General features: G+C 50.2%; 29 protein-coding genes. 1 reads left to right on the forward strand and 28 read right to left on the reverse strand.

The genetic code is table 11. From position 1 onward, the window contains the following. Positions 1 to 2846 (reverse strand): DUF6443 domain-containing protein (locus I2E69_RS12960; protein ID WP_229095521.1); only part of this gene is annotated, 2846 nt, incomplete at its 3' end. A gap of 633 nt (positions 2847 to 3479) precedes the next feature. Between I2E69_RS12960 and I2E69_RS12965 the strand changes: the two genes are divergently transcribed. Next, positions 3480 to 3725: a hypothetical protein gene (locus I2E69_RS12965; RefSeq protein WP_195461655.1), complete on the forward strand. Its 246-nt coding sequence runs from the start codon at positions 3480 to 3482 to the stop codon at positions 3723 to 3725. 235 nt (positions 3726 to 3960) lie between these two features. Here the strand turns inward: I2E69_RS12965 and I2E69_RS12970 are convergent, their stop codons facing one another. The 27 genes from I2E69_RS12970 to I2E69_RS13100 form a co-directional block, all read right to left on the reverse strand. Next, on the reverse strand, positions 3961 to 4581 hold the full coding sequence (locus tag I2E69_RS12970) for a DUF6549 family protein (protein WP_195461656.1): 621 nt from the start codon (positions 4579 to 4581) through the stop codon (positions 3961 to 3963). After that, positions 4578 to 5033 (reverse strand): hypothetical protein, encoded by a 456-nt coding sequence (locus I2E69_RS12975; RefSeq protein WP_195461657.1) that lies wholly within the window; start codon positions 5031 to 5033, stop codon positions 4578 to 4580. The genes I2E69_RS12970 and I2E69_RS12975 overlap by 4 nt, the downstream gene beginning before the upstream one ends. Before the next feature lie 4 nt (positions 5034 to 5037). After that, positions 5038 to 5448 (reverse strand): structural protein P5, encoded by a 411-nt coding sequence (locus tag I2E69_RS12980; protein WP_195461658.1) that lies wholly within the window; start codon positions 5446 to 5448, stop codon positions 5038 to 5040. After that, the gene (locus I2E69_RS12985) at positions 5445 to 5915 is read right to left on the reverse strand and encodes a phage holin family protein (protein ID WP_229095522.1); all 471 of its coding nucleotides are present in this window, start codon (positions 5913 to 5915) and stop codon (positions 5445 to 5447) included. The genes I2E69_RS12980 and I2E69_RS12985 overlap by 4 nt, the downstream gene beginning before the upstream one ends. Beyond that, the gene (locus tag I2E69_RS12990; RefSeq protein ID WP_195461659.1) at positions 5897 to 6337 is read right to left on the reverse strand and encodes a hypothetical protein; all 441 of its coding nucleotides are present in this window, start codon (positions 6335 to 6337) and stop codon (positions 5897 to 5899) included. Before I2E69_RS12990 ends, I2E69_RS12985 begins: the two co-directional genes overlap by 19 nt. After that, positions 6337 to 7386, reverse strand: a complete 1050-nt coding sequence (locus tag I2E69_RS12995) for a hypothetical protein (RefSeq protein ID WP_195461660.1) — start codon at positions 7384 to 7386, stop codon at positions 6337 to 6339. Before I2E69_RS12995 ends, I2E69_RS12990 begins: the two co-directional genes overlap by 1 nt. Positions 7387 to 7637: 251 nt before the next feature. Then, positions 7638 to 8234, reverse strand: coding sequence for a BACON domain-containing protein (locus tag I2E69_RS13000; protein WP_195461661.1), 597 nt, complete (start codon positions 8232 to 8234; stop codon positions 7638 to 7640). Positions 8235 to 8258: 24 nt separating this feature from the next. Next, positions 8259 to 9320 carry a phage tail protein gene (locus I2E69_RS13005; protein WP_195461662.1) on the reverse strand — a complete coding sequence of 354 codons (1062 nt, stop codon included), beginning with the start codon at positions 9318 to 9320 and terminating at the stop codon, positions 8259 to 8261. Continuing rightward, the gene (locus I2E69_RS13010; RefSeq protein WP_195461663.1) at positions 9313 to 10416 is read right to left on the reverse strand and encodes a baseplate J/gp47 family protein; all 1104 of its coding nucleotides are present in this window, start codon (positions 10414 to 10416) and stop codon (positions 9313 to 9315) included. The genes I2E69_RS13005 and I2E69_RS13010 overlap by 8 nt, the downstream gene beginning before the upstream one ends. Before the next feature lie 2 nt (positions 10417 to 10418). Continuing rightward, positions 10419 to 10772 (reverse strand): GPW/gp25 family protein, encoded by a 354-nt coding sequence (locus tag I2E69_RS13015; RefSeq protein ID WP_195461664.1) that lies wholly within the window; start codon positions 10770 to 10772, stop codon positions 10419 to 10421. Between the two features lie 3 nt (positions 10773 to 10775). Then, the gene (locus tag I2E69_RS13020) at positions 10776 to 11333 is read right to left on the reverse strand and encodes a phage baseplate assembly protein V (protein ID WP_195461665.1); all 558 of its coding nucleotides are present in this window, start codon (positions 11331 to 11333) and stop codon (positions 10776 to 10778) included. A gap of 1 nt (position 11334) precedes the next feature. Further along, a complete protein-coding gene (locus tag I2E69_RS13025) occupies positions 11335 to 12345 on the reverse strand; it encodes a phage late control D family protein (protein WP_195461666.1) in 1011 nt (336 codons plus the stop codon). Continuing rightward, positions 12333 to 12548: a tail protein X gene (locus I2E69_RS13030; RefSeq protein ID WP_195461667.1), complete on the reverse strand. Its 216-nt coding sequence runs from the start codon at positions 12546 to 12548 to the stop codon at positions 12333 to 12335. Before I2E69_RS13030 ends, I2E69_RS13025 begins: the two co-directional genes overlap by 13 nt. Further along, entirely contained in the window at positions 12549 to 13391 is an 843-nt protein-coding gene (locus I2E69_RS13035; RefSeq protein WP_195461668.1) for a phage tail protein, read from the reverse strand. 6 nt (positions 13392 to 13397) lie between these two features. Then, positions 13398 to 15542 carry a phage tail tape measure protein gene (locus I2E69_RS13040; RefSeq protein ID WP_195461669.1) on the reverse strand — a complete coding sequence of 715 codons (2145 nt, stop codon included), beginning with the start codon at positions 15540 to 15542 and terminating at the stop codon, positions 13398 to 13400. A 177-nt stretch (positions 15543 to 15719) separates the two neighbouring features. Beyond that, positions 15720 to 16022 (reverse strand): hypothetical protein, encoded by a 303-nt coding sequence (locus I2E69_RS13045; RefSeq protein ID WP_195461670.1) that lies wholly within the window; start codon positions 16020 to 16022, stop codon positions 15720 to 15722. Between the two features lie 2 nt (positions 16023 to 16024). Then, positions 16025 to 16537: a phage major tail tube protein gene (locus tag I2E69_RS13050; RefSeq protein ID WP_195461671.1), complete on the reverse strand. Its 513-nt coding sequence runs from the start codon at positions 16535 to 16537 to the stop codon at positions 16025 to 16027. A 2-nt stretch (positions 16538 to 16539) separates the two neighbouring features. Then, positions 16540 to 17697, reverse strand: coding sequence for a phage tail sheath subtilisin-like domain-containing protein (locus I2E69_RS13055; RefSeq protein ID WP_195461672.1), 1158 nt, complete (start codon positions 17695 to 17697; stop codon positions 16540 to 16542). A 90-nt stretch (positions 17698 to 17787) separates the two neighbouring features. Next, positions 17788 to 17973: a hypothetical protein gene (locus I2E69_RS13060; protein WP_195461673.1), complete on the reverse strand. Its 186-nt coding sequence runs from the start codon at positions 17971 to 17973 to the stop codon at positions 17788 to 17790. Then, positions 17970 to 18476 (reverse strand): Gp37 family protein, encoded by a 507-nt coding sequence (locus I2E69_RS13065; protein ID WP_195461674.1) that lies wholly within the window; start codon positions 18474 to 18476, stop codon positions 17970 to 17972. The genes I2E69_RS13060 and I2E69_RS13065 overlap by 4 nt, the downstream gene beginning before the upstream one ends. 9 nt (positions 18477 to 18485) lie before the next feature. After that, entirely contained in the window at positions 18486 to 18809 is a 324-nt protein-coding gene (locus tag I2E69_RS13070; RefSeq protein WP_195461675.1) for a hypothetical protein, read from the reverse strand. 33 nt (positions 18810 to 18842) lie between these two features. Then, entirely contained in the window at positions 18843 to 19166 is a 324-nt protein-coding gene (locus tag I2E69_RS13075) for a DUF2190 family protein (RefSeq protein WP_195461676.1), read from the reverse strand. Positions 19167 to 19245: 79 nt separating this feature from the next. Next, positions 19246 to 21324, reverse strand: a complete 2079-nt coding sequence (locus I2E69_RS13080) for a prohead protease/major capsid protein fusion protein (protein WP_410489117.1) — start codon at positions 21322 to 21324, stop codon at positions 19246 to 19248. Then, positions 21317 to 22708: a phage portal protein gene (locus tag I2E69_RS13085; RefSeq protein ID WP_229095523.1), complete on the reverse strand. Its 1392-nt coding sequence runs from the start codon at positions 22706 to 22708 to the stop codon at positions 21317 to 21319. The genes I2E69_RS13080 and I2E69_RS13085 overlap by 8 nt, the downstream gene beginning before the upstream one ends. A 2-nt stretch (positions 22709 to 22710) precedes the next feature. Beyond that, complete coding sequence (locus tag I2E69_RS13090; RefSeq protein ID WP_195461679.1) at positions 22711 to 22923, reverse strand: phage head-tail joining protein; 213 nt, start codon at positions 22921 to 22923, stop codon at positions 22711 to 22713. 119 nt (positions 22924 to 23042) lie between these two features. Next, the gene (locus I2E69_RS13095) at positions 23043 to 24899 is read right to left on the reverse strand and encodes a phage terminase large subunit family protein (RefSeq protein WP_195461680.1); all 1857 of its coding nucleotides are present in this window, start codon (positions 24897 to 24899) and stop codon (positions 23043 to 23045) included. Continuing rightward, on the reverse strand, positions 24899 to 25498 hold the full coding sequence (locus I2E69_RS13100; protein ID WP_195461681.1) for a hypothetical protein: 600 nt from the start codon (positions 25496 to 25498) through the stop codon (positions 24899 to 24901). Before I2E69_RS13100 ends, I2E69_RS13095 begins: the two co-directional genes overlap by 1 nt. Positions 25499 to 25804 lie beyond the last annotated feature (306 nt).

Raw genomic sequence — 25804 nt, forward strand, 5'->3', positions numbered from 1 at the left:
TGGTGCGGAGCGTTATAAGCCAGCGTCATCGAGAACTTCTCATTCGACTTGGAGGTCAACCAGCCCCGGAGGTTGTAACTGAATCTGTCGCTGATGACATCCTGCGTCAGGCCATAAGATGTTTTTTGCAGACGATTCAATTCGTCATATGCATACGTCACCGTTTCGACATGCTGATCGTTCAGGTAGTATTGCGCGGTGTCGGGCAATAACGCGTGATTGTAATGTGTATGGGTTTCTAGATTGTCGGTTGGTTCGGTATCAGGTGAGATACTGTGCTCTTCCCGGGTTTTGAGCAAATTGCCGGCGAAACCGTAATTATTAAATACGCGACTGACGCCTCCCAAATGATTCACCGAACAAATCTGAATAGGACGTGCTTTCTGGTCATAGTACGTGCTTGTATATACAGGAGCATCTTTGCCATAGGCAAAACTGAGCGTTCCTGTTTGCAATCCTTGCGGTTTCTTTGAGTCGGCTTTATCAAAAAACTCTTTTTCGGTATATTCCAAAGCGTCGGAGGCGATCATGCTGTTGTGACTGTAATCGTCGTAATAATATACCTGCATGATGCGGATGTCGTCGGCCGGAATGGCTGATGGTATCGAGTAACCGTAGATACCTTCCGCATTGCGTGTGGTATATGGCAATAGATCCCCGAATTGTTCCGCCGTAAACTGGCCTTTGCAATAGCCGCTTACCGTGGGACGTTTGAAACAATCATACAGCATAAATGCCCACTGTGAGTTTTTTCGTTGTTCTCCGTCTTGAGAGAATAACAGGTTGTCGCCCTTGTCATAAATGTAATATGTCCAGTCGGTTCCGGGGAGTTTTTTGCCTGTGCACCGGTTTTGTCGGTCGTAGCGATATTGGTAGGCGTATTGCCCTAAGCCGTTTGCAAAATCGGATGAGCCGAGACTCGACGAAAGCATCGGAGGCAGAACAAAACATAAATTACCGAGGTCGTCGTAAACATAATAGGTGTCGAGGAGTTTATCGCCGTCGACTGAACGGACCAGAAGTTGTTGCCCGAGCATGTTGGTAAAGGTATATGTTACGGCGTTATCTTCCGATGTAAACTTGATTACGTGCAGTGAACCGCTGGGGTAGGTCTCGTTGGATGTATTGAGAGTCGGGGCGGTTCTGGTTCCTTCTGTTTTAAGAATTCGGCACGACAATTCAACGTCATCCGAATTCGTTAGATAAGTTGTTTGCGTTGGCCGATTGGCAGAACGCCATGCTTCCCCGGGGCCGAATTGAGCAACGACACGATTCAAGGGCGAGGATTCATATATCGGTTCGGTGTAGGCATATGAATCGTCGTAATATAGTGATGAGGTTCGGATAAAAGTCGTATCGGGCACAAATAAGCCAGAATTAGATTCGAACGGAACGCGCAGCCATTGTTGGGCCTCCCGGCCGATTTGATCGTAATTCTGATAAGACACTAAATCGTTATGGCTGGGAGATATTCCTATTTCATTGGTTTGTATTGCGCGCCCCAAGCCATCGTAATAGGTGATTTTATCTTGACAGTACTGACCGTCCGGAGCGGTATAGGTTCTTGTCTGAATCCAGTTCCCTTCAAAAATGGGTTTGGGTTTAGGATAGAATTTCACGCTGCCGTTCATGTCGACGGTATTGTTTTCGTATTGTCCCTTCATTGTGTATACTCCCGATTCCGTCCTGTCTGCAAAAATCAAAGGTTGTCCTGTACCTTGTTGTTCTGCCGCAAAAGTATCGTTAATGTATAGTGAATAAAGAACGCGCTCGTCAGAACCCGAAAGGTGAATGTCTATCCTGTCGTCTCCGACACGAGTACCTGATATCGTATATGGTATAATTCTACCTTCCTTAAATATATTGAGGCAAACCTCCGAACTTTCGTACTTTATTGGAATCGGGGCGGTTATATTTATAGGAAGAGGCGTATCTTCGGCAGTTAATTTAAACGTTATTTTAGACTCCCTTTCATCGTAGTTCATGTCTATTGAAACGATATTGTTCCACCAAGGAATCTGTCCAAGATTTAGCCGATGTGTCAGTTCTGCAAGTTGAGCGGTATCCAATGGATTTAGTACATTCAGGACTAGATTGATTTGTAGCCTGTTAGGTAGAAACGTAATATTAATACTTCGGCCATTGGAATCTACGCCGGGTTGTTGCCAAATTTCCTGCCATGTCGTTCCCAGATAAGCGCCGTCGAATAATTGATAATATTGTACGTTAACAGAGCCGTTTTGTTTTAGTCCATTCGCATCTTTTACGGTATATAGTCCGATATTACGGCATTGGAACGAAATTGGCCTGCCTGTTCCCATGACTCTGGAAACGAGTGTATTGTCGCGAAAGAGATGATATTCCTGATTTGTATCAGAACCATTGAGCATAATTGTAACCTCTTCGTCGGGATATACGTATTGATTATATCGATTGAGGAGAGTATAAATGGCGGGACAAGGATCTTGGTAAACTCTGAAAGGACAGCCGTTGATGTTGAATACCCCTGCCCGAAATTCGGAATCTGGATTTGGCTCTACATAAAAAATAATTTTTCCTTCGCTTTCTGCTATTGGATTTTCGGGATGGATTACATCCCTCGGCGATAGCCACCAACCTCGAAATGCTCGTTCCAAAGTTGATGAAATCTCCTCTTGGGAAATGTATTCCATGAGGGTGTAATCCAATTCAAATTCGCCTCCTGAGCCAGATATTTCATACAAAGAAGCACTTGAGGCGACATCTATTGCATATAATTCGATAGCTATATCTTTTGAGTTTGTTTGTGAATAGCAGTAATGTAATCCTGTCAGAATACTGATTAAAAGGCTAATGTACTTTTTCATAATCATTCATTTTAATGGATATTCCTGTTCTGCATCAATTGCTTATATTCGTAGATATATTGTTGATTTATAGCTGTATACCCATGCTGTAATTTGCCGGATTAAATGCAGCTCGGCTTTATTCTAGTATGTTTAAAGATAATTCATAATTCATTGATTTTTATCATATATATGATCTAACATGTGTGCGTCAAATCGCTTATAATCAGATGTGTGAATAATTAAATTGTTGACAAAACCTTTCAAGTTTGAAATAATTTCGTCGACTCGGAAAATGTCGGATATTTTTACGGAAAACTATTGGAGTTAATTTTTTGAAAACTAGAATGATCCGAGTAACGATAAAATCGTTTTTTTATGCAGGTGGATTGTAAGGTGTTTATTTGTACGTAATTACGCGTCGAATAGAGTCTTTGATAGCCTGATTCAGGAAATAAGCCAACTATTGTCCGGTCTTTTGAATATGACAAAGATGGACTGGGTATCGGCGTTTGTGTCGGTTAGCCGGATGTATATAAGAGTGTATGGTTATCTGATACCTTTACTACGGAAGGAATTCAGATTAAGGATGGCTAGATTGATCAATCTGTTGCGGGAGGAATGTATATTTATAAAATATATGCATCGACGGATATGGCTACATCGTATGATGAATCGACATCTTCATTAGCCGATAATTCGATTGAGTACGATTTCGTTACAGAATTATTTTCGGATGGTTCTGCCGTGGAGCATGATTTTTATTCGCGGAAAAATAACATGGGCCTGGCATGGATTCCCGCCGGTTATCCGGTAATGGAAGGCTCATCTTGCGATAATCGGGGAAATCCGGTGAGGGTTATAATTACCATACCGGGTGTTGATTTCTGCATGGCGTAAAAACAAAAAGACCATCGAAAGATGGTCTTTTTTAACGCGTGGAGAATACCAGGGTCGAACTGGTGACCTCTTGCATGCCATGCAAACGCTATATTTCTATTTTTTATATTGTAATTAATTATAAATTAAATGTATATGTTATTATTTTATTGCTGTTTCTTTGTTTTGGACAAACAATCGACAAACATTGCCGTTTGATTGATTAAATTGTCTATCTCTATTGCAAAGGTACTTTTTATTTCCGAATTGTGATAAATTCGGCGTCGATAATTTCGGCGTGGGGGTTGTGGTTGACGATGGACTGATCCCGGGATTTAATGCGCTTTGTCCGCCAAAGAAACCCAAAGAACCGGGCATATTTTACATGCTCAACGTATGTAATGCGGTCGCGGCTTTTTATATCTGCCTTGTAGCTGTTATCCTCATAAATAGTACATGAAAAATCCAGCCATTCGTCGCTATATTTGGCGCACTTTGCGGGAACCTCGGCGGGTCCGTTCGGCCCGACCTCGATATAAACGGTGTCGCGGGCCTGCCCCTGTAACTCGTAAATCGTTTCCTGCTGTATCTTGGTGATCTGCTCCAGCTCTCGGTTTTTGATACCCATGTCCCGGATCAGGGTGGCATCCTCGGCGCGGTACTTTTCCAGTTCTCCGATACGCAACTGCAGTTCTCCTATGCGCACTGCCTGTTGGCCGGATTTGGTTTCGTATCGTTCGACCTCACCGAGCAACACCTCGGTATTGTTGCGGTATGTGTTCCGGTCCTGCCTCAACTTTTTATTTTGCCTCAACAAGACGCCGAATGCCGTAACGATGGCCAGTGCCGCGAGCGCGGCAATGATGTATTTTTTCATACTTTCCCGATATAATGGAGCCAGTGAAAGGACTTGCGGGCCGGAATGTACCCGGTGTTATCCTCGTTTGCATACGCTTCCATTTCAAACATGGAGTTGTAATAGGCTTGATTCATGGGGGCCGTACTGGCCTTTTGGCGGTGGATGTAATGCCATACCCATGATATGCCAGCCTCAACGAAATAGATAACGTAAAAGAGTGTTAGGGCCAAAATGAACGGCCACGCCGACCATCCGATCCATGGGGATAGCAGGATAGCGAGGATAACCGCGGCGGCGGTGATCTCCATATACTGTTCGACGTGGATGGCTTCGTGGTTTATGTCCTCCACGGTCAACGGGTCCGTTTTTTTGCGTTTGGTGCAGATGAACCCGAAAAAAGTGGCTGTACTTTTCCCCTTGACCCATAAAAATAGGTGCGCCATGATGCTGTTGTAATAGACTTTTCGCATGACTTTATTTGTATTTTATGAATAACTCCCAGCCGGCGTTTACGTCGGCCATTACCGCGGGGGTTCCGTTTTCAACGCGGGCCATGGCCGCGATGATCGGGACCATAACATCGCGGTTGGTGGTGGTGATGGTTCCGTCGGATGTAACCCTGGCGTCATTACATACGGCGGTGATGTATGCCTCGGTGTGGTTGTTGTCCTGGGGCGGCGCCCAGCGGCTTATGATTTTCCGCGCGGTGTCGCACCCGTGTAACCGGCTGTAATTGTTGATCAAATGGAACATGGCCCGATAACCCCATGGCATGGTCTCGAACTGCTTAAATTGTTTGTCCTGCGACGGGACTACCTCGCCCCGCCATTTTACCCCGTCATGCCGGATATTCCCGGGGTTGTTGTTGCGTAATCCACGTATCATTTATTTTTGTTGTTGGGGTCCGTATCTTCGATGCACTGCTCTATATCGGACCGGTTAAATAGCTTGAAAATGTTTACTTTTTTGTTGATGCCTTTGTACTCGAAATAGTTGTTAAAACAGCTCGTTATTTCGATACCATACACCAATAGGAGGATAAGCCCCGAAAGGATCGGAATGCCCAGCACGTCGCCGAATGCTTGGCCGAACATCCCGGCCAGCGTCACCCAGCAAATGTAATCCACGAGTTTATTGGTTGCCCGCCGCCATTTTCGGGATGGCCGGATTTTTTCGCCGCGTTTGCGGGCGGCGGCCACCCCGAAACGGCTATCTACTACGATTAGTACGATGGCTAAAATAATGAAAGGGATCAGCCGGTTGTAAAAATCGAGTAAGGGGGCAACCATGGCCGTCGTGGTGCTGTTTATGATATTTCGTTCCTGCACGGTTGCTAAAATTTGATGTCCCATTGTCCCACGATTGTCATGGCTTCGGTTTTCTCTATTGCTTCACGGACTTTGCGGGAAAAAAGGCGCCCGTCTGCAGTGATCAGCCCGAACTCCCGTATAGCCATCCCGTTGGCATCGTTGTACCCGATTGTGAAATTAAACCGGACGGTGGCGGGAGTTGGAAACTCCACACTTTGCACCTCAACGATGGCGGCATCAGTGATCCCGGTGTCGCTTGATGCCGGGCTGGTTCCATTTGTTCCGACCGCTACGGATGCGATGCTGGCACCTTGTACGCCTGCCAAAGCCTCGGCAACGGCTTTGTAGCCACCCGTTACGATCAGGTTATGATCGGACATGCGCCACAATTCCGTACCTTGGTTGTCAATCGCTTGCAAATGCAGGATGCCTGTTATTGGTTGTAATGTATCGGCGGTTATCATTATATTACAATCACTTGGTTAAAACCTCCTGCGGGCGTATCATCTACTGGTATGCCTTTTGTACTTTCACAAGATGAAAATACTGACAAATTATTCCATTCTATGGTACATAAAAACATTCTTTTGCAACTTACCAAAGGAGTGTTTCCTATATCCGCGCCGATTTTGGTAATATACATCCCAACAATATAATTACAATCGCTCATCATAGCCCCATTCACGTTTGATGTTGCGGCGTTTACAAAATACAGCGAACAATTTATTAATCTGTTACATAGGGCATACACCGTAATTTGCATAGTCGAGTTGTCAACACCGTTGATTGCTCCATGACATTGATACAAATCTTCACATTCGCTAAATCCATTAATAAATAATGTAGATGTTATGTCAGTGCAAATAAATTGACATGATGTTACATGTTTACATTGGGAAAACCCTTGTATTAATAAAGACATATCAGGGGCATTTACTGTCCGTTTAGCAATACATCTATATAAATTTGCGATATTTGAGAATGCTGTATGTAAGGTCGGAATGTCCGGTCCAATCGTCCTATTTAATGAAATGGTTACCCCGTCCATGAAATAATCCGGGGTGGTGGGGAGCGTGTCGTAATATAATCCTTTGGTAGAGGTGAAACCTAATTCGCTACCGGGCATACCTATAACGACTTTTGTTTTGGTTGATGTAAGGTTAACCGCAGTGTCCGATTCCCATTTGCCCGCTTGGATTATTACAACACTGTAATCGTTCCCCGCTACATTGTTGGCCCATGCGGTCAATGCCTGATTGCTGTCGATTACAAATGTGCCCTGCGCAACGTATTGGTTGACGCCCATGGTTCCGTCAGTTTCAACCCTTATTTTGCCGCCCGCCGTGCTACCTTTCACTTTGCCAACCTTTTCATTGGTTGCGATCTCAACCGGATCAGGTATAGATTCGATCAGTTTTTCATTGAATGCGCGGTGGGATTCCGCGGTAATCCCTCCCACGTTATTGTCGAAAAAAGTTTTGTTCGACAGCTCTTTTAATTGGTCCTTTGTCATTTTCTTGATTATTAGTTATTTGTACGCTTTACAGTACGCTACGGAAAACGACCTGCTACCCGCTTTTTGGTCAACTAAAAGCGTCCCGACAGTTCCTCCGTTAATTTTCAACTTTATGGTTGCATGTCGTGATGATAATGTGGGATTTGGATCGGACATAACGATCATATCACCGCTGCCCACCGAACCGGAATAGGTAACAGTAATTTTATCGGATGTCCCATCCCCCCACATTATCGTTTTTGTTGCCATTATTCAACCGTCCAGTTAGTGTTTGAGGTAACGGTAACGGCTACTGCAGTACCCTCGGCATCCAGCGAAATAGATTCCGGGGTAACTGACAACGTGGGATCGCCAGCCGCTTGCGAAATGGTAGATGTGGCGGTTTGTCCACCGGTCGCCGTAACCGTGATTTTTCGGCTTTTTGCGGTCACTGTGGTGTTTTTGGGGATGGCCAGTGTTATGGAGAACTCGAACTCCGCACCGGCGCCTGGGTCTCCGGCTATCGCTACGTTGTTTTTCGTGCTTGCACCGCCTGCCGAATAGTTTTCCGGAAGGGTTACGGTGATGTCTCCGGCACCTAACTCAAAGTTGAGTTTGCTGGAATTGGATTTGCCGGTGATCGTCACGTTTCCGCCACTTTTGGGTGCTGAAACATTGTTTACAGTTACGAACTCCGCGCGTCCCGCCTGATTCACCGGTCGTTCCACATCGGCGGCGCCGCTGGCTTTAAATGTGATGTTCCCGCTTCTTTGGGTGCGTCCCGTGTGTTTGCCTCCACTGACGTTTACCGTTCCATTGTTTGACCCACTCGAGGGCTGGGTAGTTACCCATTGAGGTTTTGCCATGATAATTTAATTTTTTAGGTTTTGTTATTCTATTATCCAGTCTGTATTTGATTCGATTTGTAATTGTATGGATTGGTCCGGATCAGCAGGTAACCATATTTCAGCTGGTGTTACGTTGATATATGGATGATGGTCGTAAAGGTTGTAAGCATTGGAATAGGCACGACCATACGCATTATTCTCACCGGGACGTTGGATTATTGTTAAAGCGCCCAGTAGTATGCCGTTGGTTGCATGGATTTTAATTTTCATCATGCGGTTCTCGCTCCCTTGCGGGAATACATAGGCATCGGAATAATCGGGACTGTATGCCTGGGCCGGTGGCGTTTGGGAACGTGCGTAAAAATCGGATGTTATTTTAATTTCGGTCTGTCCTGCTTTGCCTGTAAAATCCAACGTTAATTTTCCGCCGGTACCGTCGGCCCATTCAAATACATGCCGATCTATTACCCAATCAACATTTGAGTGCACGAATACGGTTTGAGTAGTCCCTAATCCCGTCAACCAAACCGGGTTTGGGGTTATGGCCAAATACATTATTTCCAAATCTTCGCGTGGATTTGGTAATTGATCGGCAAAGGATTGATAAAAGCCTAATTCAACCAGGTGCGACCGCTCATTTTTGTAGAACTCTACAAAAAGCCGCATTTTTTGTGCTTCGGAGGCTGTAATATGTCGATTTATGTCTGCCTCAACCAATACCCGGAACCGTGCCCAATCTTCGGGGCTTTCGGGGCCGCCGGGCATTGCCGGTACGCCCTCTTCCAAAATAATCACGGGAAACCCCACCGTGCGGCATGCTTCACGGATCGCCCACGGGGTGCCGATATATTTGTGTAGGGCAATGGATTTTTTGATGATGTCCCGTTGCTGTTCCTCATCTATGGCCATGGCAAACCCCCGCAAGCCCTCAACGTCGAACTGGTCGGCGAGGTAGGGCAATGCCGCGGCGGCGCATGTGTCCACGAGATAGGGCAAAAAGACCGATAAATCCCAGTTATCCCACCTCTCGGCCACCAGCTCCGAAAAGGCCCGCGCCAATTCGTAATCGCTTAATGCGCTCGCTATGATTTTTTTCTCATCCACGATTAAAGCCGGTTATGGTTACGTTTATGGCGGTACAGTTCGGAAATTGCTCGTCTGTAATAATCAGATTTTCGGCAGGCGAAATGACGGTTACATCATACACATTTGCCAGTCGGCATTTTTGGGCGATGTGTGACCGTATAATATCCAGCCCCAATTTTCCGCGTTTTTCTTGGGCGTATTCTTCCAATACGCCGGTGATCGCCGCCCGTTCGGTCGTGGCGTCGGCACCCTCGTACAATACCACATCCACCTTGATTTCGTAATCTTTCCGGGTCGGGGCGGCGGCTATCACGGTATCGGTTAGCGGGCGGACGTTCTCGGCACTGCAGACGTTGTATATATCATCGAGAACCTGCGCGGGGGTTACCTCGGATTCAGTAAGCGGGACGATCAGGACGGTGCCCGGGATAGGGGACGAAACCGATACGTCCGTTATCAGGGCGTTGGCAGATTTTGCGTAAAACAAGTAGCTGGCCCGGGACCCTGCAGATGAATATTGCGACGGGGCCAGCTTTATGCGACCGCGTAATTGCTCGTCAGTTTCCACGTCGGAACCGCCGCCGGTCGTGTCGATATTCTCGACCAGCGACACGAACGCCAGCGGGTCCAATATCTTGCTGATTGTGCCCGGTGCATATCCATTGCTACCTTTCCCTGCGATGTCGGCTAAAACGGCAACATCCACGGTTTGTATGGCAGGGTTTACTACTATATCGGCAATGGTGCGAAATATCGCGGCGCCGTCGATACTGGATACGCGGGTACCCTCGGGGATCAGGACCGTACCATGCCCATCTACAAGCGTAAACCGGACGGTACAACCAGCCCGGGCCGCGGGCAAGCGTTCGATGGCTACCAGTGCGGCGATGTAATCGAGGATCGGGGCCGTACTGAACTGGTATAGCATTTGCCGCATACCCGCGTTAAAGCGGTTCAGCAACAACAATTCGCGGTACACAACAAAATTGAGGATCAACTGCTCGACTTGCGCCGGTTGGATTTCCCTGCCCAGTAGTTCCTCTAATTTGGCCTTACATTCGGCCTGTATAACCTCGGGGTCCCGCTCTATGAATGTAGGTATATTATTATCCATCTTTATATTGTTGTCTTAATGGTTGCTTGTTTTGCCGATGCTACGATAGTGCCCTCGATAGTTATTTGCGTTCTGCTTGCGGTGCGGGTTATAGTGCAGGCGGTAACCTCGATGCGCTTTTCCCACCGGCTGATTGCTTCGGTGGCCGCATAGATAATCTGCGCCCGCACTGATTCCAGCGGTTTGTCCAAATACTTATATACATCACTGCCGAACGTGGGCCGTAACGGATCGCTACCGGGTATGGTCGTGAGAATGATGTAAACGCATTGCGTTATATCGTCGATCCCCTCGACAATCGCCAACGGATCGTCAATGCTTACCTGCCAGTTGCGCGTATCGGTTGTAATAGTCATACTTTACGGTATTGGAGTTGACGGCGCACCAGTTCCCGCCGTCGGGTGTTTGTGACCGGTCAGCGTGATACCTAACTGTCCGGCGGTTACCTCGTTTGCTGTTATATCCCCATTCACGGATAAATCGCCCTCGGCACTGATCTCGCCTTTTAGGGTCGTGTCACCCTTGATACTGATGTCCCCCTCGACGGTCAGGTTTTTACACTTGATGGACAAATCGGCATCCGGGGCGTTTACTGTCAATTTGTGCGTTTTCGCGTCGTAAAAAATTTCGGTCCCATCTGCGAACTTTACGCCCATGGTGTCCGGCCCTGCCCAATCGGGCGGCGTGTCCTCATCACTCCAAAGAACCAACACGATGGCGCCCTGTTCGCAATTCTCGTCCATCAGGCACGCAACCTGTGCATTGACCTCAACCGGTACCCAGTGTTTGGTCGTTCGGGTGGCCATGGACGGCATGGCCAGCCAGCCGGAAACGATGCCGTTTTCGTCGAATGACACACGGGCGTAACCCATGTTTTCGCCCTCGCCAATTTCCGATATGATGCCCAACCGTAACATGCTATTTCAATATTTTGCGTATGGATGCGTCGGTAACGTACCCGCCCGAATTGTCGATGTTGTGGGATGATGATACCACATGCCATTTGCCCGAAAACTGGCCGATGTCTGCCAACTCAATATTTACCCCTGCCACCAGCTTTACATTTCCCTCGACGGTAATAGTGCCTGTAATTTTGTCCTTATTCTTGTTTTTTAATCCGCCTTTGGCTTTGGCCTGTGCCTGCGTGTCATTTTCGGCAGTTACGTTGCCTTGCCATGTATCGTTCGTTAATGTTCCCTTACCGCCATCCTCGCCGGACGGGGTAATCTTCCATCGGCGGACTTTGTTGGATTTCATATTGCGCGAGGAAACGACGGCGGCACCATATACCTGGCTGGTTTTGTCCGTAAACCGCGCCTTGCTGATCTCGTTTTTGTGAAAGGTTAGGATGGCGGGCTTTTTTTCCAATTCGTCGATGTCCATAAAAACCAGTTGGTCGCCGCGAACGGAAAATAAAATGCCGTATTCCTTGGCCAGTCCGGCCAAAAATGATAGGTCGGTTTGCCGGTCCTGCGTTTTGCGTTCGATCTGTATTTTTTGCAGTTCGCCGACGTTCCCCGTCAATTTCAAACCGTGTTTTGTCGCAAAATACTGGGCAATCTGCTTTAATGACTGTTTTTCAAATGCTTTGCTGTTCCTCGTTCGCAAAGCCTTTGAAATTGCGGCACCGATGCCCTTAATGGTTACGGTATCGGGGGCAATTTCCAACTCTATTTCGTCGATTTCAAAAATGCCGCAATCCAGCGGGGCGCCAGGGGTGCCGATAGTAACGGCGAGGGTGTCTCCCTGCTGGGGGTACCAATCATTCTGCCAATGCCCTGCGGTGTCTTCAAACGTCAGTGTAACATCGTCGCTTTCCGCTTCTTCCTTATCAGTGTAACCCAGCCGCGAAAGGTAGGGGGTTACGTCCTCGGTAACATTTTTACCGTTGATGGTGATTTGGGCAATATTTTTTTTCAACGCTTCCATGGCGGCAAATCGCTGTTTGTTGTCAGATCGTTGTCCTCAACTACGGGGATAACCAGCACGGTCCCCAATGGGAAAACCGCTGAAAGGGGCACCCCGGGGTTGGCATCCGCAATGATGGCAATACCGCGGTTGCCGCCGTAAAATTTAGCGGCCAATGTGTCGATGCGGTCCCCCTCAACCGTGGTATAATTGAAACTTTCCATTTAATTCCCTGCCTCTTTTGTTCCTGCAAATCCCGCCGCCGGCGCCGCATGCGTGGTAACTTTATCGGCGCTTTCGGATAGCTGGGTTGCGTTCATTTCCAAAACTGAAATATCTGCCACGTTATCCAAATTAGCGAGGTTTTCGGCGTATTTTAGCGCTTCGCCCAACGATGTCGGTAACTTGCTGGCCCGTTGTGCGATTTTCTTCGTTGCCTCAACCTTGGTTTTGGCCGAGGCGTACAACCCTTGGGCGTCTGTTGCCAGTTGCCGAACCTCACGTACCCCGCTTTTTAAGTCGGTGGTTTTGTTCTTGATCTTCGCCACGGTCTTTTTTATGCCGCTTACTTTTGTTTTGGCTTCGGCGATGTCGTTGGTGATGTCCGCCGCGGGACTGGGTACCGGTTTTGCGGGCGGCTCGGTTGCCGGTTGCTGACTTGTGAGGGCTTGGCCCGCGGGTGCGGGGTCCTCGCCCCCGGGGCTTTCAAGTAAATTTATATTCACGGTGGCCAGCTCTACCCGTCCGGTGGCACTGCATCGTTGGGTCGTGGTATCGACCGATGTAATTACATATTTACCGATGATTTGCCCCTCGCCATTTATATAGGTCAGCACCTCAAAATCCCGCATGGATTTTTTAAGTGCTTCTATTTCGGTGGTAGGTTCGCAAAAGTCCGCAGAATACACAATAGACAGCTGTATTTCCTTTAATTCGGCCCCCGTCGGCTGTATGGCCGGTTTGTCGTTTACACGCGGAATTTGGCCGTATTTCACGGCCTCGTTGTCGCTGTACGACGAGGGGGTTTTTAACCCTTGGAAAATATGATCGCCCAGTTGTGCAAACATGGTCTATCAGTTAAAAGACAGTCGCGCCGTATTCTCGGCATCACGTCGGATTATGGAAACTATTTCGTTAGCATGTTGGCGTAACATTTTGCTAAATTCGTCGCGGACCTCGGGCGTGGCGGCGCCGGTGATCGTGATTTGCGGGGAATAATTGAGAGTGGTCCCGGAATTTCCAGTGTTGAACGTCTTGGATGTGTCCACGCTCGAGGACTGCATCGACTGACTGATTCCGCTGGTCGCATTGGCGGCCAATCCCTCGGTGGCACTTTCGACCGCACCTCCACCGTGGTCGATACCTACTACCAACCCCTGCGTGATATTCAATCCGTATTCGGCAAAGAGTTTCGACGGAGAATTTATGCCAAATATGGCCTTAAACCCTTTGGCGATTTTGTGGCCGATGTTCTTTACACCCTCAACTACTTTGTTGACCATGGATGTTATGCCGTTCCAAAGACCCTGCAGGATGTTTTTGCCCCATTCATAAAACCGGGTACCGAGGTTGCCGAAAAATCCGCCGACGCGATCCCATGCGCCACTGATCCATTCGATGGGGTTAAGATTGGAAAACCAGCCTTTGATCCCGTCCCATGCGCTGGCTATATTGGTCTTGATATTTCCCCAAAGGTTGGAAAACCACCCCGTGATTTTATCCCAGTGCTTAATAATCAACCCCTGCGGCGTATAATTCAAAAAACCGCTTTTAATGCCGTTCCATGCCTTGCTGGTTACATTTTTTACACCATCCCAAAGGTTGGAAAACCACCCTTTGATGGCGCCCCATGCTTTTTTTACTCCCTCGCGGGATTTGCTGATAGTATTTTTTATTCCGGTCCATGCCTTACTGGCTCCGTTCTTTATACCGCCCCAAAGATTCGAGAACCATCCGGTAACGGCGCCCCATACCTTTTTGATTCCGTCCCATGCTTTTGAGAATATGCCGACGATGCCCGCCCATAGTTTTTTGAAAAATGCGGCGATGTTGTCCCAGTATTTGACCATCAGGACCACCGCGGCAATAACGGCCATAATTCCGGCGATGATCCACACGATGGGGCATGCGAAAAGAGCTGTATTGAATAGCCATTGTCCGACGGCGGCCAGTTTGGACCACACGCTGAACGCCGCATATTGGATGCGAAACAATAACATACCGTTTTTGCATGCGGCGATGATTGCCTGTCCGGCTTTGATGGCCGCGGATGCGGTGCGGAACACTTTGGCAAACTTGCCGACGATAAAAGTAAGCCCGCCGAAAAGAATGGACGCGGTACCGACAGTTACAAGTAGGCCCGCCAACACCATTCCCACCTTGCTGATGGTTTCGGCCAGTTGCGGATTCTGTTGCATCCAGTCCGTCACTTTTTGAATGATGCCGGAAACGCGGTTGACCAACTTGTGAACCGCGGGTGCAAGCGATGCCCCGAGTTGTAAGCCTAATCCCTTTACCTGCAATCCCACGGCATCCATCTTTTTGCCGAACTCGTCGCTGGCGGTGATGGCCTCGGCGCTCAATACATTACCGGTGCGTTGTGCCGCTTTGTACAGGCCCGTCAGCCCCGTTTTGCCCTCGTTCAGCATCGGCATAAGTTCCGCACCCGATTTACCGAACAACTCGCATGCGAGGGCCGTTTTAGCGGCGCCGCCCTCGACTTTTGAAAATACCTCGGCTACGTCCGTTAAAATTTCATCGGGCGCACGCATTTTGCCGCTGGCATCTTTAATTTTGATGCCTAAATCCTTGAAAGTTTGGGCGGCGGTTTTGGAACCACTTGCGGCATCGGCAATAGTTTTATCAAATTTTACTAATGACGTGGCCAGCTTTTCCTGCTCAATGCCCGACATTTTCGCGGCATAGGTCATTTTTTGCCACGCTTCGATCCCCACGCCGGTAGCTTCTGACATATCATTTACTGATCCCGCATAATCTGCGGTTGATTTTGCCATGGCGAAGATAGCACCGCCTACCGCGGCGCCGGCGCCGACCATCACGGTCCCGGCTTTCAGCATCGACCGGGCTACCTTGCCGGTTGATCGTTCAAATGCCGAAAGCCTATCTGTGGATTTCTTGACCGCTTCGTCCACAATGCGGCTCATCTTATCGGTTGCGGATAAAATGAAAGCCAATTTTAAAGTGGTTGCGGTTCCCATTGGTTTACTTTTTTTCGATACCGGATAAAATTACCCGGCGGGGTGTGGTAATCTCTGTTTTGTAAAATTCGAGGGCGTGATCGAGGTATGCGTAAAAATCTTCAACGATCATGTCCAGTATGGGGTCGATCCCACCGCCGACAAAGTGGGCGAGGAACACAATGTCGGCGGGGGATGCTACCCGTTTTTTTCGCTTTTGCCGTCCGCTTTGTCCGGGAAAAGGAAATCGGTAATCTTTACCAGTTCCTCATCTGTGAACCCGTCCAGCAAATCGTCGTAAACGATGGGCTGGCCGTTGACGAGGATTTTGGCGGCGATGCCGTGCAGTCCTACCTCCTGCTCCGTAAGGCTCTTGTTGTTGGCGATCTGTTGCTGTTGACGGACGGTTATACCAATTTCCTCGATCTTGGTATTTTCGTCCAGCATAAACGATTTGCGCGGGGACAAATCGGGTTTTCGGTTCAATGCTTTGCGTTCCATGGTTATAATCCTAAATTCTGCCTACGCTCGGCCAGCAAGTCCTCGCCGCCAACCTTGTAGATGTTGTTCATTACGTCGATCTCTACGATTTCCTCGCCGTCAATTTCTAACTTGTAGTAGTTGACGGTGAAAGTGTTTTCCAGCTCGGTGTCCTCTTTGGCCTTGAACGAGCCGCCGGGGTGGGCCTTGGGATAACCCCGCACGTACATTACGATAGGTTTCTCGCCGGAAATACCGCCGTTGTCGTACTCGGCTTTGCTGGATCGGATCATCAGGTCCACCGGTTTGAGGAAATTGGCGCATGCCCTTTGTACCTCGTTGTTGGGATAGGTCCATTTAATCGTCGTTTCGATTTTGTCGAAACCGTTGAAGAACTCTGCAGAACCGACCATGCCCATGGCCTTGTAATCGGTCATTACGGCACTGATGGTCGGGGCCGTGATTTCAGACGCTTGGCCGTGTGTGCTTGCGTTGTTCACGTAAACATTGGCGTCATATACTTTCGTGATGGTCATAACTATTCGATGGTTGAAAGTTTGTTAAGGTCGATTTTGTGGTCGAACGTCATGCGCTGGAGCGGTACGGCGGGCGTCCATACGTTCGTAAACGTAACATGCCCCTGTGCCAACTCGGTAACGGGGTTTTTCGTTTTGTCGTAGAAACATTGCCCGTACACGATTTTTCCCTCGGCCATTAGGCGGTTGTAATACTGGTTGACCGTGTTGCGCACCAGGTCGATGTCTGCCTGTTTGACCTGCTTCACATCGAGGAACACGGCGCACGCCATGGTGATCGACCGTTTCATCACCATACGCGACCGGCGGACGCACTCGAATACCTCGGGGGTCGTTACGCCTGGGTAGCCCGTGGTGTAGTTGCCCCACTCGACGATCCCATTGCCGAACATATTTACCACCGTCGTAATGCCGGCGGCGTTCAGTAGGTTGGCCTCACACGTTTTGTCGTTCAGCGCAAAAGTGATCGGCACGTCGGTACCCTCGATGCCGACGTATGCGTGGTTGCTGGACGAAACGTGCCAGCCCTCGGTTAAATCAATTTTTGCCCGCAGACCGGCGGCGTATGCCGAAACGGGGACGTTCAGGTACTTTTCGCCCGGTTCTTCGGCATCCGGGTTGTACTCGGGGTTGGGGATCAGGACATGCGGGAAAAGCAACTTTTGCCCCTGTTTCAGCGTGGCGAACTCGCCGGCGTTCCCGCGGGATTCGATGGCTTGGTTAAAGCCCCAGCCGTCCGGGGTGTCAATGTATGCCATGGCCTCGGTTTTCTCGGTGATCGCTACCAATTCCTGTTTTACGGCGGCCAGTGCCGAATAGCGCGGGGCAATGTAAATCATCGGTTCAAAACCGTACTTGTTTTGGGCTGTTTCAAAAAGTTTCAGCCCGGTACGCTCGCCTGTTTCTTTGACCTCGCCCACGATGTCGGCGCCGGTGATCTGTTCGTCGGCGCCCTTGACCTTTACGACGAACACCAGGGCGCCGCCGCTGGCCGTGTCGTGCAGTCGGATTGCTTTAAGGGCTTCGGGGATCGTGCCCTTGGTCCCGAATGTGGCATCATCCTGTGCGCTTTTGCACAACGTGAGGACGTTGGCCGCCCCTTTGTCAGATGTGCCGACCAGCCCGATAACAGCGGTAACAATATCATTCACTGGTACCACGTCGGCGGGCGTGTTTACGTGTTCAATTCCATGCAGAAAATCCATGCTTGTAAGTGTTATGCCGTTACCGGCTGATTGATGGTTATTCGGCTATTTTTTACCGCCAGCCGCGGCGGGGACCTCTTTGATTTGATTGCGGGCCAGCATAGCGCGGACGGCGATGTCATTTTCCGGCAGTTCGACCGTATCACCTTGTTTCAGCGCATACTCTTTGCGCTTTTCGCCGTTTTTTACGCTGAAAACGATGTAAGGGTTTGTTACCTCGTAATTTTTCATAAGACTGTGATTTCGTGTGTAATTTCTCGTATTAGGGGTGTTTCGTCGGGCTGGTCGGCTTGGACTGAATAAGCCGCAAATGAAAATGTGAGGGCGTACTGCCAATAGTTGTGTAACCCGGAAACATACCCGAATGAATTAAAGTAAATCGGGGTTTTCGCCCCCTGTGGGCAATAGCCCAAAAGGCGCCTTTTTGCTTCCTCGTAAACCGCAAATAGTCCCATTTTCCCGCGGCGGTTTTTTGCCCGGATGAATAACTCGCATTGCACGGTTTCCAACTGTGCCACTACCGTCATTTCTTCGCGTTCGGCGAACTCGCCGCCGTTTACCAACACGAAAATTTGCGGTTTCTGCGTTTGGCGGGGCAATTCGAGGGCTTCGATTTTCGGTAATGGGGTAACATCTACGCCCTGCATTTGCAATAACTCGACGATCTCATCCTCGTATCGTTCATACGCGGTCGGGGCGGGAGTTTGCTCGGTGATGTTCTTGGTTGCTGCCATGGTCCTGATCTATTCGTGCGGTTCTAATTGGGCTACGTGGATTTTGCCGTCGAATTTGGTAGTAACAGCGGTTACCAAATACTGTTTCCCTCGTATTTCGAGGTATTCGGTTCCCTCGCTGTCAACTGCCTGTTTCAGTCCGGTAAAAACATCCTCGTAATATTCTGCCGTGGCATTGCTGGGCCTGTACTCGTACCCCTCGGCATCCCCGATTTGCACCGGTTCGCTTGGGTCCTTAAAGAGAATTTTGCCTTGTGTTTTCCCATTTGACGATAGCCAAAAGGCAGTTTCGCCCATAAGGTTGGTAATGGACGAAACCGTCATTTTGGCCATCTTGTCAAATTTGGGACACATCGGGCGGCGGGTTTATGCGTTCACTTTGACCGTTACGGTTGCGGCACTGGCATCCGCCGCGTCCCACGCACATCCGGCGTACTTGTTGCCGGTGTCGGTTGCAACGATCCCCGACCCGTCGGCGGCTACATACACCTTTTGGCCCTGCTTGATCGCCCCGGCGCCCTTGGTCAGTTCGTACACGCCGGTTACGTGCATCGCAATCGTTTCGCCCACGGCGCCGTCCGTAACGGCTACGGCGGCCACGTCCTCGATCATGCGCACATCGCCGCTTTTCACGGCTTTGCCTGTTACTTTGTAGTCGATGGTATTACCATCCTGCACAAAATTTTTCATGTTGTTATCCTGTTTTGTTGTTTGCTGTTAAAGTGAGGGCGGGCGAGCCGCCCTCACCTCGGGAATGTTGCCGTTACGCTTATTTCCCGGTTGATTTCACGAGGCCGCGGTAGTCGATGGCGGCGGCGCCGAAATCGCCGCGGACGGCATAATCCATGCTGTCCGTCTTGAACTCCTCGGAGCTGTCCACGCGCAACGCCTCGTTACCCTCGAGGTACGCATAATACAGATGATCCACCGTGTACGGGTCGGCCATCAGATACCATGCGGCGGGATCGGTCAGGCGCGGCTCGACGATAACATCGAACTCGCCGGCGAACACGTTTACATCTTCGGTTTTGGCCGGTGTGGTCGCGGTAATCAGCTTCTTTGCCGGCATTTCCAGTTCGGGCGGAACGACGAGGTAGCGGGGCAATACGCGGATCAGTTCGCCAGCTACATCCCGCTGTTTGAAAAGGGCGGTTTTGCCCGCGGCCAAACTGGTTTCGTTCAGGGTGCCGGTAATCAGGTTACCGCGGTCGGCGTGGAAAAGCGCCTTGTTGTCGCTCATCTTCACGTTGTCCGTGATAAGCCCCCACACGAGGTTCCCGCGCGTGGTGTTCCAGTGGCGCACGAATGCGGACGGAATGATGGCGAACACGCCCAAATCGTCGTTGATGAACGCCTGTCGGGTAAACCGGATGCCCTCGGCGAACGATTCCACGCGGATCGTCTCTTTGCTCTCCTTGAGGGTTGTGTACTTGATTTCGCCGCCCTCGGGGGTTTTCTTCATGCCGTTGACGATCCCTGCGGAATACAACCCTTTGGCGCGGAAATCGTCCACGCTGGTCTGACGAGCGATTTTGTCCCAAAACTCGGGGGCAAATTCATACTGGGCGCGTAACATCTTGTGGATAACGCCCTCGAACAACAGCGGGAAATCGCTGGTACTGGCCGACCGTTTGAAAAAGGCGTTGGCCACCTCGGTTCGGTCCATGCCGCGGGTACTGATGCCGCGTTCGGCCAACAGCTCGCGCCCGATCTCCACCATAGACATACCGCGGAACTCGCGGGCGCCGTTGTCCAGCGTGAATTTCTTGGGATAAATACGATGCAGGAGTGCGTTCTCGGCGGCCATTCGCTTCTTGGTCCCTGCATCGAGGCCGACCTGTACCCCGTGGGTGCCGTTCACGTTCTGTTTGCGCTTGGTCAACTGGCGCATGATGGCGCTACTACACTGGTCCAGCGTCATGTTGGTACCGACCAGCGTAAGGGCGTAACTGTCCGGCAATCCCGCCGCGCGGGTCATTTGCTGGATCGACGTTACCCGCTGGCGCATTTCCTCGGCGGGCGCGGCGGCTGTTGCTGGCGTTGCCGGGGCGGCACTTGTGCCGGCGGCCCGTTCGTCCGCGGCGGCGGGTGCATCGTCGGCAGGAGCGGCGTCTGCATCTGCATCGGGTTCGATCAGGGTAAGCGTGATTGTATCGCCCACCTCGCCGTCGGAAAGGGCAACGCCTTTCACATCGTCAACGGTTACGATGTCCCCCAGTTTGACGGGTTCACCCTCGACGGTGTACTCCATGGTCTGTCCTGTTTCGGTTGTTCTCGTGTTTTTCATATTTTTGGTATTTGAGGTTCTTTTTTCCACGATCTCGACGGTGTGCTGGGCCTGCCCGCGGATTTCGCTTTTGATGTCTGCCTGTACGGGTGCAAGCGATATTTCTGTGGGCATCCAATCAATGGCCCGATATATCGGGCGCTGGCCGTTCGGTCGTTCCTCACGTTCGTACTTATAGATTTCATAACCACCGGAAATATCTTTGACGATGCCGTCCACGATGTCCTGCCATAACCCGGTAATTTCTTGGCGCTGGGAAAATTTGACACGGGCGCAAAGTTGCCGTTGCTCGTCAATCCATACCTTGATCGACCGTCCGACCTGATTATGTACGGATTCGGTCCGGTGGCAGTCCAACACCGGTAATCCTCGGTTTGCCCGTTCCATCCGGATAGCTGATTGTTCACACACCAGCAATTCGTCGTAATCTTCGGTCCACCCGAAACGCGGCACCATGGTTTCGGTAATAAAAATTACGTCCACCTCGCGTTTGTCCGCGTCGAGTGTAGCGGGCTGGATCAGTGCCCGGCCATACATTATACCCATTGTCCTGTTAGCCATTTGTGTCGTTTTTTGTGGAGGGCAACGTTACGCTCTCAATCGTGATTCCCAGTTTCTGCAATCGGTCCATATCCTGTTTGTACTCTGTGAAAAATTCCTCGGGTTCGCGGCCCATTTCGCGCAATGTTTCGCTGATAGTAGCCAGCCCCGATTGGATGCGCTTAACCTGGGCATCTGTTTCCCTTACGGGATCGAGTTGTTGGATGCGCGGGGCGGTCCAATCCGCGGGTATATATCCGGTTAATTCGCCCTTGATAATGCACGCCTTTACGAACCAATCCCATACGGGGGCGCATATCTGCGGGACGATCATGTTATATTGCCAGCTTTTGAAATTCGCGGTAACGTCGATTTTCGCCATGCGCCCCGATGTGAAATTGACCTTGGAATAATCCATGGTCAGCATTTCATACGTGATTCCATAAGCCGCGGCTACACCCTGCAGGATGCGGGCGGCGTATGCGTCATAATCGCTGACGCTGGGAGGGTTGGCAAATTCGACGGTTTCAGCACTCCCCAGGTGTTCGATAATTCCGGGTTGCAACCGTTCGATCCCTTTCTGTCCGTCCTCGTTGTCGTTGTCCAACCCCATATCTTCAGACCCCAGCACAAAGGCCGCAAAACATGCGGCCACCTTTTGTTTGACGAGCTGGGCATCCTCATAATCGGAAAAGTCGGACTGTTTCATAAATGCCGAAACACCGAACGGTAAGCCGCGGACCTGTCCGGGCCGCAATACCTCGAAAGCATGTAGCACGTCCTCTTTGGGGAAATACTTGCTTTGGATGGCCGTGGCAAAAATGTAACTGTCCCCGGGATGGTATTCATAAATCCAGTAACCGATCAGGCGCCCGTCGTTGTCGAACTGAACACCGAGGCGGCAATAGCCGTATTCGTTATATCCGTTTCGGGTGTGGTCGAGTTGGTCCCCCTCGATGATCTGTAATTTTATCGGTAGGGGGTTGTCTTGATCGGGCATTACCCAGTGGCGCACAATCAATACATCGCCGCCCTCGGCGATGGAACGCATCGCCAACTCCTGCAGACCGTAAAAGGTGGTTTTGCCGTACCAGTCACATGCGGTTTTCCCAGCCCATGCCGTCCAAATTTTTTTTACCTGTTTTATGGTTTCGAGGTCGGCATCCGGGGCGGGCTGGATGCCCTCGCCAATGGTGTGCTTCGTGATCGCCTCGATGGCCCGCCGCGCCCATCCGTTGTTACGGGCCATGTGGCGGGACCGGTCCCGCAATGTTACGAGCGCCCCAGCTACCTCGTTGTTTACGCCCGTGGACTTGGCATTGCGGAATGCTTTACCGCGGCGGCTTTTGTCTGCCGCCTCGTATGCCCGCCGTTTCCGGTTGCCAAATGATATTTCAAAAGACAATTTCATCGTTTCGAGAAATATCCGCGGTCGATCTCGGCCAGCCGGCGCCGGCGCGGTTGCCGCTCGGGGAATAATTCGGCCTCAATCATTCTAACCAATTCTTTCATTTCGGCCAGCGACCGATAAGACACGGTTTTGTCCCCGTATGTTATCGTGGTTGCACCGCTGGCAATGGCCTCTTTGAGTGCGTCGTATTGTTCTTGAGAAAAGGGCATAAGCGTAACGATTTTACGCTAAAGTAAAGACGATGCAACGATTTGACAATCATGCAATAAAAGGTTTGGCGAGTTCTCGCCAAACCTTGCGAAAATGTAGCGAACATTCGCTAAATGATTTAACCCCAAAAATCGTTATAATCCTGGGATCGTCCATTGCTTTCGGAATTTCGTGGCTCCCGCTTTTTTGCAACGGCGCCGCCCATGGCGGCCAGTCGCTTGGGGGTTAAACGATCCAATCCAATAATGACCGCGGCGGCTCGGGCGTATATACGACAGTCCAATGGTTCGTTACGTTCGTACCGTTTTACCCACTGGAATTTCGCGTAACCCCGAACTATCCGTTTTACCTGTTCCTCGGCGGTTAGCCCTCTAAAATAATGCTCGTCGTACTCGGGAAAATGGCAGTAGTTGGGCGGCGGGGTTCCGTCGCTATCCTTTTCCAGTCGCAACGCCGCATATAGTTCCCCCTTCATAAATGAAACTCCGATGTTCCAAAGCCGCAATTTGCCTACCTTTTTTCCCGCCTTTGTAATATCTACCGATTTAGGCGGCGATACTGCCATACCAAGGTGGTCCTGCCCTTTGATGGGGACCACGCGATCCGCCCCGTACCGTCGGCAGAAATTATATACATGCGTCGTATTATATCCGGTGTCCACGGCCATTAAACGGATCGGGAACTCCATGCCGTCCTTACGTGGCCAGCGTTCGGCCAGTACATCGGCCAACTTATTCCATACTTTGGTGGCCGCGGTATCTCCGTCGAGGACACGAAAATCAATCGAATAACTGCGCTTGTCGGCACACCATCCGACGATTTCCAACTCCAACCGGTCCCGTTGCACGTCCACCCCTGCAGTGAGAAAACACACGTCCGCCGGGACCTCGTTAATTTTGTACTGTTCGCGTCGGTTGTATAGGTTTTTATATGGCGGCGCCTCGCCGCGTTCGGCCCACGTTTCGCCCAGCGTGGTATTAACGAAAACTTTTAACTTGCTTTGGTTATCTTTGGCCGCGAGAAAATCCCGAACGATCTGTTTCCAGCTATGCCACCCATAGGGTGAGTATAGGCTATTCAGATGGAACCCGATAACGTCGGGATTGACCCGTTCCGGTTTGCTCGGAACCCACTGGCCATTTGCCAACATTTCTACTTTGTGCCGTTCGGCGATCAATTCACCGCAATGTGCGCATTTGTATTTTACTGTGTCCGGCTTCCCCTCGTCCCATTTGAGGTTTGCAAACACCAACGGTTGCATGCCGCCGCAATGTGGGCATGGCACATGGTAGAAATTTTGGTCGGTTTCCGCAAATTCGCGGGCGATGGCCGAGGCCCCCTCAATCGTGGGGGTACTCAACATAAATATTTTGTGGTTCGGAAATGTACGGGTTCGGGCCGTGGCCAAATCAATCGGCGATCCCTCGCCATCCAAATCCTGCGGGTATGCGTCCACCTCGTCCAGTACCAGGTTACGGATGGGGACCGACCGCAACCCCGCGGCACTGTTGGCCCCCGCAAGGATCAGGACGCCGCCGTTGAAACTCTTTTGCGTAATCGTGTTGTTACTGTCCCTGCTTTTCGATGGCGCAACCCTTTGCTGTAATTCCGGGCACATTTCGATCAGCGGGTCAATTCGGCCCTTGGATAATCGTTTTACCATTTCGTCCGTCGGCTGGACGAACATAGTGGGGGCGGGCGCAATGTGCATACAGTAGCCCAAAAAATTGGTGCCTGCTTCGGTGCCGCCGATTTGCGCGGCTTTGACAAAAACGATTTTCTTGTGTGGATCGTGGACGCTCAATGTGTCCATGATCGCCTGCAGATAAGGGGTGCGGTTTGTGCGATACCGGCCCGGCTCGGCGGAACTGACGGGGGACAAAAAGCGGTATTTGTCGGCCCACTGTGAAACGGTGATCCGCTCTATGGGCCGCAATCCTTGATAAAAACCGATTATGTCCGTCCGTTGCTCCATTATTTGTTCGGTTCGATTTGGATGTCGGCGAGTTTCTGCAGTTCACCGGCGATAGCGTCGTAAATGGTATTATACACCATGGTCCGGTTATCCTCGGCCATGATTAAATCGGTGATGCGGTCCGGTATCGTCAATAATGCGTCCCGCAATTCCTTGCCGGCGGCGAAAAGTTGGTCGTTGACACGTTCCCGCGAAACCAGCGATCCCTCTTTTTCCTGCAATTCCAATTCTGCAATCCGTGCCTTGGCAATCTTTTCCTGCAGTTGGGCATCCTCATACGATATTTTTGGGGTACTCCTTGATGCTTCTTTGGCGGCGGGTTCAATTACCGATTTGTCGAACGTCTTTATATATCCTGCGAGGCTTTCCCGGACCTTGCGCTGGCCGGGGTGTGCCGCATTTAACGACTTGTACCAGCATACGGCGGCCTGCTGTGGGTTCAGGTAGTACGGCGAGGTGGCCGATGTTCCTACAACGTCGGCGAAATTATCCGGTATATATCCACGCTTTATGGCCGCCGAAACGGTTTTGGTGCTAATGCCGGTTAATTCTTCAAAATCAGATATTTTTATCCACCCTTTTGGTGCCTTTTTCCTCATGTTCAGCCGCTTGATACTTGATATGATAATTTTTTCCTGCTGACTGGCGAAAAACTGCGGTGCCGACTACCCCCGATAGAACAAATCGGGAAGGACCCTAAATTTTTTCAGTTTGTTAGATTTATGTTGGTTATTGCCTTGATCATTCATATCTTTGTTGAAAATTTAAATTATGGAAACGGTAAAAGATAATTATTGTACTAATTGCAAGTCTGTTACGCCGCATGATGTGTTCGAGTTTATTGGTGGTTACACTACTGAAATATGTCGAAAATGCGGCAATGAAATCCCCTGCGAGAACGGGGA

The sequence above is a fragment of the Alistipes sp. D31t1_170403_E11 genome, from assembly GCF_015553985.1.
Classification (GTDB): Bacteria; Bacteroidota; Bacteroidia; order Bacteroidales; family Rikenellaceae; genus Alistipes; species Alistipes montrealensis.